The sequence below is a fragment of the Methanobrevibacter filiformis genome (genome assembly GCF_001639265.1).
Classification (GTDB): Archaea; Methanobacteriota; Methanobacteria; order Methanobacteriales; family Methanobacteriaceae; genus Methanacia; species Methanacia filiformis.
On sequence record NZ_LWMT01000020.1, the window covers coordinates 1 to 8,294 of the forward strand.

Genomic DNA, 8,294 nt, shown 5'->3' on the forward strand with positions numbered 1-8,294 from the left:
CAAACACTAGACCAAAAATAGAAAAAAACAACAGAAAAAACAAATCAAAAGAAAAACAATCAAATAAAATCTTCAAATCATAAAAAACACATTAAAAAAGTTTAAAACTAAAACACAAAAAATAGACCAAAAAACTAAAACAAAAACTAAAAAACATCTAAAACCATATCCAACAATCATAAACCTTTATTTTAATTATGGATAATCTCCTAAACATAATGAATGCTTTTATTAATTTAAAACAAACTTTTGAAAAAAGTTTGAACAAAAACTATTCCAAAATTTAAGCATTATAAACATAATGAATGCTTTTATTAATTTTTAAATACTCTATATATCATTATATAATATACTCAGAAAAACAATAGTGATTAAATATTAAAATTAGAATCAAAGGATCCTGGTGAAATGTTTAGTAAAAAAAATATAATATTTTTAATAGTAATAATATTAGGATTAAGTTTACTTATAGGTGGAGTATCATCAACAAAGTACATAGATTATTGTAATGGAGGTAATGTTACTCATAAAACTACATGGACCAAAACATTAACCAAACAAAAACAGTTTGAAGGAATAGTTAAGAAAAAAAGGAAATTCTATCGAAAATATTATAGAGTAGCTAAATTTGAAATCCAAAAATGTAAAAACACATCACATGATTCAAAATATGGAAAATATTACTCGTACTCATATAAAAAGACTGATAAAACACGTCCTATTTTTATTAAGGCTAAAAAAGATGATGTTTACAAAAAAACAGCGCTCCAGTACATTAAGCGTGAAAAGTTAAAAGGTAAAATTTACAAAGTTTATACCTACAAAAAGCTTGTAGTAGTTAATTATAAAAAACTTAAAAGAATTAAAGTTACCAAAAAATACTTTGATAGCTATTATATGCGTGAACTTAAAATGAATTTCTTAAGACAGCCAGATGGAGTTACATGTGGTCCTACAAGTCTTAAAATATCTTTTAGCTATTATAAATTAGATTATAGTATTAAAACCCTACGAAAACTATGTAAAACTAATCGTGATGGTACAACTCCAGGTAATCTAACAGCTGCAGCTAATAAAGCAAATAAAAAATTTGTCCTTATTGAAGAAGATTATGAAAATTTTAATCAAATTATTAAACACATTGATAATAAACATCCTTTAATTATTCAACTTCAAACTACAAAGAAATTAGGATATAGTGGTAGTTATGGTCATTATATTGTTGTTGCTGGATACAATAAACTTACTAAACAGTTAAAAATAGCTGATCCTTTAGGTAGTGTAAGATGGGTTAAGTTGAGTATTGTTACTGAAGCCATTAAAAAACGCCTAATGAGGGATAAAAAAGAAGAAGATAAAATTAAGCCTATTAAAGTCTTAGAGAAAAAATAATTTAACAATGATAATATTATTAATAAAAATAATAAAAAAGAATTCTAATATCTATTGAATAGTTTAAAATAGCTATATATTTGATTAAATAGCTATTGGATGGTTAATAATAGATAATTATAATTTTATTGTTTAAATATGATTGAATAGCTAAAATATTAAATTTATAAAATTTAAATAATTAAAATAAATTGGAACTTGTAAGTAGTCTCTCAAGTAAGTAAACAGATCTTAAATACCCTAAATTCCAATTAAATTAATTACTAATATTTAACTATTTAATAGATGTATTAAAGTAGCAGATATTAATAGTTACCTAAGAAATTTCTGTTCTTATCTGCATCTAGGTACAAATTTCCTTTTCCGTTACGTGCTATATCACCAGTGTATTTAATGTATCTTCCAGTGAATGTTTTACCAGCTATTTCTGGGTTGGTAACTACTTCAGCATCAACGAATCCTTCAAGTAATCTAGATAGTTTACCCTTGATTAAGATGTTTCCACCCTGCATCTGACCACCTGGCCATCTGGTTACATCTCCATCAATTTGAATGAGACCTTTGGTCATGTGAATACCTGCGAGAATATCACAGTTTCCTTTAACGTGTATTTCTCCACCAGTTAAACATTCACCTAATTGTTTTCCAGCACTGCCATCAATAATGATTTGTCCGCCAGTCATACCTCTCCAATCACCAATATATGATGATCCACAGAACTCACGGGTGCTTCCTTTAATAGTTAAGGTTCCACCAGTCATTTCACGTCCAGCATAACTTTCAGCATCACCATTTACAGTTATAGATCCTCCAGCCATTTCAGATCCACAGTGTAAATCTACACTACTGTTTGCAATGATTTCTCCTGCAGTCATTTTAGTTCCAATGTACTTTACTCTTCTTAAATCACCATTAATTGTGATTATTACTTCATTTGGTGCTTCAGCAGAGCCTTCTACCTCAACATCAAAGTAATCAGTAAATGGGAATTTGGAGTTTCCAATTGGTACTTGGTATTTTTCAAAATCTGCTTTTTCCCAAGTATATACATTATCTGGAATAAGTTCATCAAATTCAAGTCCTATTGTAGAAGTTTTCTTTTGATTAAGTGTTATTTTTTTCAAACTTAACATCTCCTCTATTTACTTGCTTTTCCTGCTTGAACTTTAACTTCAATTGGATTTGACACAAAGTGGTCATGGACCTTATAGTTTTCAAATTTAATTGTGTAGTATTTGTTAAATACAGGCATGACTTCTTTCATTACAGCAGCTTCTTCAGCTTCTAAGCCTTGCACATTTGTCCATATGTTTTGGCTTTGCTTAATAGCTACTACCTCACCATCTTTAACTAAGGTTTGACCATTCTTAATTGTGTATAATGCATTGCCAAATGCTTTTTCTATTTGCTCATGTTCCACAGATGGATCTATATTGTTAGGTTCAAGGTCATATACTGCTATATCTGCATTAGCACCAACACCTAAGTGTCCTCTGTCTGTAAATCCATATGCTTTTGCTGGACCAGCACGACTGATTGTTGCAATTTCATCAAAGCCATATTCACGATCCAATGTTGCAAGGGAAGATTTTTTCTCTACTGCTTTGTGAACTTCTCTGTTTTCAATCATTTCCATTCTACGTTTGTTACTCATTAACCAGGAGATAACTCTAGGATATCTTATGAAAGGTCCAGCATTAGGGCTGTCTGTAGTTAACATAACTTGCCATGGATTTTTAATTCCAAGGAAAAGTTCAAGACCAATAGCCCATTGTACAGAGTGTACACTGTTTCTTCCTGAGTAAATGAATGGTACGATTCCAGATGCAGTTTCAAGCTCAATATCTTTGTTAGCCCATTTAAGACCATTTAGTTGATGAAGATCAAATTCCATTGGTCCATCTGCTGTCATTGTAGTGGTTTCATCTAATGTGATTTGACCAACATCACAAGTAACATGATCATTACTGTTTATGTATTTTGCAACACCTTCAGCACCAGATTTGAAATCTCTCCAGTTTGTTCCAGAGTATGAGTGATATTGAATGTGAGTCATGTGTAAGTTTTGGTTACGAACACCAGAGCTTTTTTTAATATCACTTACCATTTTCATGGATTCTAGTGTGGTTAAATCGTTACCAGGGTGTCCTAAATCATTAGGGTGAAGGTGTATTGAATGAGGAAGTCCAAGCTTTTCATTTACTTTTGCAAGTGTTCTTACAACTTCTCTTGCTGTTACATCCCAATATGGTGCAGGATCATCCACACCGTGGACATTCATTCCCCAACCCCATGCTTCTCCTCCACAAGGGTTAACGATTTTTATTCCGTATCCTTTTACAAGTTTTAGCCATTTTGCTACAAAAGCAGCTAACTCATCAACCTTTCCATCTCTTGCATATTCAAGTACAAACCAATTATTACCAAATAATGGTAATGCAGGTACATCTATGTTAGGAATGGTCATTATTTCTTCGTGAGTGTGCTTTGCTTCAAGAGGAGGCATAGCTGCTTCTACTACAGTTCCATAACCCATTCTAGAGTACCTATAACCTGTTGCAGGACAACTTGGTACAGAAAATCCTGTTTCAGATCTTGTTACTCCTTTTGCTGGGACAATACCTTTTCTGGAGTCTTCTGGTCTGTATAATCTACCTACAACAAGTTTAGGTCCAGCAATATGTGAGTGAGGATCAACACCTGCAGCCATAACAAGTTTATCGGTTACATCTATTACTTTAGCATCAGATGAGACATCTTCAACAATTTTACCATTGCTAAATGCCACATCCTTTTTTTCTCCTTTTATATTATTGGTAGGGTCAAAAACAATACCATTTTTTAATATATATTCTACCATGAAAATCACCTATTTGCTAGCTTCCCTAGGAGCTATACCTTTAATTTTTTGAACCCTTTTAAGAAGTTCATTTACAATCCATTCGTCATCACGGCAGGTTTCAGGTTTGGATATTGCTTTTTTCATGTAGATTGGAACACCGTCCATTCTGTAACTTGTTCCACCAGCTTCAACAGCGATAAATGATCCTGGAAGTACAATGTCAGCTAATTCTGTAGATGGTCCCCAGTGAATATCGATTTGGATAACTGGAATGTTTGCCAAGTGTCTATTTGCTCCAGATGGGAAATGAGCTCCAGGATCTGCAGCAATTACCATGAAGACATCAGGTTCTTCACGAGTTAGAAGATCTATGGTGTTAGTTTCACCATTCATATATCTTGGGTATCCTCTTGCAAAGTCAACACCATATGGGAATCCTTGTTCATAAGCCATAAAGATGTTGAATCCATTAACATTAAAATGTCCTCTCATTGGTATGAGATTCCATTTTGAAAATTTGTTCAAATCCTGAATTAAATTAATAGCTATATCAATATTTCTTTGTTTAGATAAGGTGTGAGTTAATCCTAATCCAAAGAAAAGAGCTCCAAATTGTGCTTGTTTCATTGATTCAACAAGTTCTTCAATATCTTCTTTTGGAATTCCAGAGATAACATCTTTTTGAAGTTTTTTACCTCTAAGAACTGCTCTCATAGCATTATAAAACTCATAATCTCCATTTTGTTCAAATCCTACCCATATATCTGACATTTTTGCAGTATCAGTATATCTTGGATCCATTGTAACAACAGTTCTGTCAAATCTACCTCTTTTCCTAAAGAATCCTCTTGGGAAAGTAGAGTATCTTGCTAAATGTCTTGGGTGAGAATTCATTGCATTGTTTCCAGTGTAAACAATCATGTCTGCTCTGTTTTTACATTCACCTAATGTCATAACAGGATATCCTGCATTTTGAACAGCTTGAAGTGAAGGTCCGTGACAGATTGTAGCTTGATTATCAAGTACTGCACCAACAAGTTCTCCAAGTTCAAGTCCAAATTTCATGGTTTCAATGGAAGTTTCACTCCATCCATAAAATACTGGTCTTACAGATCCAGCAATAAGCTCTGCTGCTTTATCAAGTGCAGTGTCCCAGTCAGTTTCAACGAGATTTCCTTCTGCGTCTCTTATCATTGGAACAAGTAGTCTTTGGTCCATATCTTCCATAACTTTACTTGCACCTAAACGGCATGCATGTCTTACACCTACAACATGTCCACCATCAACATATCCACTAACTACAACATTATCTTCTAGTTCCCCTTTAACGTTTCCGCCTTTAACCAGGTAAACTAAATCATCACAATTACAACCACAAAATGCACAAGTACAATTTTCTACAATGTAGTCGTAATCAGTAATTGGTTCTTCGTATGCCATAATATTAACTCCTTTATTAACTCCTTAATACCAATCTATATTATTATCTGGTTTTTTACCGAGTTTGTTGGAATCATCTTCTGCTTTTTTGTATTTTTGGTATACTTCAGCCATTAAATCTGCCATAAGTAACGGTTCTTCGTCAGTTTTCTCAATACTTGCAGGTACTCCTTTGTAAGTTGGATCACAACAACAGTAAGTTTCAGGACTTACTATAACATTAGCCCATGGTCCTTTACAAATGAATATTTGTCCTTCGTGAGGAGCATCTCTTGAATGAGCTACGAATACAACAACTTCTCCCCATGCAGTTTTAACAATAGCCTTATCCCAGTTTTTAACACCTAAACGTGCCATATCTCTTGGATCCATGTAAGCTGTACCAGATGCATGTCTGTATTCATCTTTTAAAGTTGAACCTCTTTTCTTACAAGCACCCTGATAAATGTCACTACCAGTGTTTAACATAACTTCTAATTTATTTCTCTTTTTAGCATTAGGTTCATCAAATTTAACAACATTAGGTACTGGTGGTTTATCAACATAAGTCATAAATTACAGCTCCCCTTATTCTAAATATATGGCATCAACTGGACAGAACATTTGACATGTCCCGCACTTTTCACATTTTTCTTCATTGAAAAGTTTTATAACACCATTTTCAACCATCATTATAGTTTCTTCTGTTTTAGATCCATGCCCCCCAGATACTTCTGGGCTGATTGATACATTTACAGGGCATGCAACAACACATACTCCACAACCGAGGCAATTATCTTGATTTACTTTAAGTTCCATATAATCACGTTAAAATTAGTTTTTTAAAGCCTCAAATTTCTCTATCCAAGCTTTTGATTTAGTTGGAGTGTAATTAATAGCAGTTCTTGTAACTTCAATAGCCTCAACAGGACATGCTTTAGCACATGCACCACATTGGATACAGAATTCTTCATCTTTAGATACATTCTCTACTATTTCACCAGGTTTACTTGATTCAGTAAATGCAAGTACATCACATGGACAAATATCAACACAAGTACCACATACTGTACATTTATCTTGTTGAATTTCTAGTTTTCCATCAAATGGTTTTGTGACTTTTGCAGCTGAAGTCGGACATACACCTTCACACCATCCACATTTTACACAAAGTTCATCATCAATGAATACATTTCCTGTAGTTACAGCATCTTCTGGTTTAATATCATAGTCCCCATAAGAACAGATCCTGCATGATGCTTTAATAGCTGTTACTGGACAAGCTTTCTTACATACTAAACAGTACACACATTTATCAGTGTCTACTTCTATGTTTTCATAACCTGGAGCACTTTCAACGTCAATAGCATCTGCTGGACACAATTCATCACAAATACCACAGTAGATACATGTTTCAGTGTCTATTGAAATTTCGCCAGTTACAAGTTTAGATCTGTCTGGTAATGATCTAGCTACTGTAATAGCTTCTCTTGGACATGCAGTTTCACATCTCTTACAGTATATACATTCATCATCATCAATTTCAACAGATGAAGTGTACTTAGGATATGATTCGATCTCAGAGATTGGCTCATTATCTATTGTGAAATATAGTGCATCTACAGGACACACCCCACTACACAAACCACAGAGAACACATTTATCTTCAGCAATAGCTATTTTCGCTTGGTTATTGTCAGATCTAACAATAGCTCCAACATCACCTAAGGTAATAGCTTCTACAGGACATGTTGATTCACATATTCCACAACCAACACATACATGATCTTTGAAAGATAAACTTCTTAATTCTTCTGCTGATCTTTTTATGTTAAAGTCGTTATCTTCAACTTCTTTCGTATTAACGATCATCTTCTACCTCCAAAATTTTTATGGATTTCGTTGGGCAACTTTCTTGACATGAAAGACAACCACAACAAGAAATGGAGTTTATATGAGCTTTCAATGAGTCTAACTTAATAGCTTTCATCAAGCACAAATCTACACATAATCCGCAACCAATACATGAATCTGAAACTTTACCTTCAAATTCTATTGCTTTACATATTTTAATGATCTTACGGGTTTTTTCTGTGTCCCGAAACAGTGATTGAACCATAAGAAGAAAGTCTTTAGAACATAAGTCAGTTATTGTTTTTGCAACTTCAATTGAGTTCCATGAAAGGTTCCGTCCATTAAGATAATGGGAAACAGTACTACGATCCATCTCAAGCTCTTTTGCAATCTCTTGATGATTTAATCCTTTCTTTTTAAGTTCAACTGCAGCTAAATATTTAAGACCAGAAGCAATATGATTGGGCATACTCACTCACCATGTGTATTAATTACACTTTTGTTTTGTATTTATATATAATTAACTACTAAAGCTAAATAGAAAGATTTATATATATCTGTGTAGTAATTACACATTAATAGTTATAAAAAAGAAGTATTTAGTTATTATTTTTAAAAAATAGGATTAATAAAATCATTATTTTTAATTTTAATAATATATAGGAGATCTTCCATAATTCATTGATTAGTTAATTGATATTTATTGGTTTATATTGTGATGATGAAGTAATATTAAGTTAAAATAAGGATTATTATTTAGTTTATTGGGTTTTAAGTGGGTTATGTT

At 32.7% G+C, this 8,294-nt stretch carries 8 protein-coding genes; 1 reads left to right on the plus strand and 7 read right to left on the minus strand.

Translation table 11 applies throughout. The features are described from left to right. Positions 1–408: 408 nt before the first annotated feature. Positions 409–1,392 carry a cysteine peptidase family C39 domain-containing protein gene (locus MBFIL_RS00875; RefSeq protein WP_066970546.1) on the plus strand — a complete coding sequence of 328 codons (984 nt, stop codon included), beginning with the start codon at positions 409–411 and terminating at the stop codon, positions 1,390–1,392. 305 nt (positions 1,393–1,697) lie between these two features. Here MBFIL_RS00875 and MBFIL_RS00880 read toward each other — a convergent pair whose 3' ends face one another. From MBFIL_RS00880 to MBFIL_RS00910, 7 genes are read right to left on the minus strand one after another with little or no spacing between them, the layout of a single operon-like run. Then, positions 1,698–2,525, minus strand: coding sequence for a formylmethanofuran dehydrogenase subunit C (locus MBFIL_RS00880; RefSeq protein ID WP_066970548.1), 828 nt, complete (start codon positions 2,523–2,525; stop codon positions 1,698–1,700). A 5-nt stretch (positions 2,526–2,530) separates the two neighbouring features. Beyond that, on the minus strand, positions 2,531–4,252 hold the full coding sequence (locus MBFIL_RS00885; RefSeq protein ID WP_066970550.1) for a formylmethanofuran dehydrogenase subunit A: 1,722 nt from the start codon (positions 4,250–4,252) through the stop codon (positions 2,531–2,533). Between the two features lie 9 nt (positions 4,253–4,261). Further along, complete coding sequence (locus MBFIL_RS00890) at positions 4,262–5,674, minus strand: formylmethanofuran dehydrogenase subunit B (RefSeq protein WP_066970552.1); 1,413 nt, start codon at positions 5,672–5,674, stop codon at positions 4,262–4,264. Between the two features lie 24 nt (positions 5,675–5,698). Beyond that, positions 5,699–6,226, minus strand: a complete 528-nt coding sequence (locus MBFIL_RS00895; protein WP_084266245.1) for a molybdopterin dinucleotide binding domain-containing protein — start codon at positions 6,224–6,226, stop codon at positions 5,699–5,701. Between the two features lie 15 nt (positions 6,227–6,241). Continuing rightward, on the minus strand, positions 6,242–6,472 hold the full coding sequence (locus tag MBFIL_RS00900) for a 4Fe-4S binding protein (protein ID WP_066970554.1): 231 nt from the start codon (positions 6,470–6,472) through the stop codon (positions 6,242–6,244). A 15-nt stretch (positions 6,473–6,487) separates the two neighbouring features. Beyond that, positions 6,488–7,525 (minus strand): tungsten-dependent formylmethanofuran dehydrogenase subunit FwdF, encoded by a 1,038-nt coding sequence (fwdF, locus tag MBFIL_RS00905; protein WP_066970556.1) that lies wholly within the window; start codon positions 7,523–7,525, stop codon positions 6,488–6,490. Continuing rightward, complete coding sequence (locus tag MBFIL_RS00910; RefSeq protein ID WP_066970558.1) at positions 7,515–7,976, minus strand: DUF362 domain-containing protein; 462 nt, start codon at positions 7,974–7,976, stop codon at positions 7,515–7,517. Before MBFIL_RS00910 ends, fwdF begins: the two co-directional genes overlap by 11 nt. Positions 7,977–8,294: the final 318 nt, after the last annotated feature.

What these genes read in the sequence shown, in the direction of transcription:
- MBFIL_RS00875 (WP_066970546.1), top strand. Translation starts at nt 409, where the DNA reads ATGTTTAGTAAAAAAAATATAATATTTTTAATAGTAATAATATTAGGA.
- MBFIL_RS00880 (WP_066970548.1), bottom strand. Translation starts at nt 2,525, where the DNA reads ATGTTAAGTTTGAAAAAAATAACACTTAATCAAAAGAAAACTTCTACA.
- MBFIL_RS00885 (WP_066970550.1), bottom strand. Translation starts at nt 4,252, where the DNA reads ATGGTAGAATATATATTAAAAAATGGTATTGTTTTTGACCCTACCAAT.
- MBFIL_RS00890 (WP_066970552.1), bottom strand. Translation starts at nt 5,674, where the DNA reads ATGGCATACGAAGAACCAATTACTGATTACGACTACATTGTAGAAAAT.
- MBFIL_RS00895 (WP_084266245.1), bottom strand. Translation starts at nt 6,226, where the DNA reads ATGACTTATGTTGATAAACCACCAGTACCTAATGTTGTTAAATTTGAT.
- MBFIL_RS00900 (WP_066970554.1), bottom strand. Translation starts at nt 6,472, where the DNA reads ATGGAACTTAAAGTAAATCAAGATAATTGCCTCGGTTGTGGAGTATGT.
- fwdF (WP_066970556.1), bottom strand. Translation starts at nt 7,525, where the DNA reads ATGATCGTTAATACGAAAGAAGTTGAAGATAACGACTTTAACATAAAA.
- MBFIL_RS00910 (WP_066970558.1), bottom strand. Translation starts at nt 7,976, where the DNA reads ATGCCCAATCATATTGCTTCTGGTCTTAAATATTTAGCTGCAGTTGAA.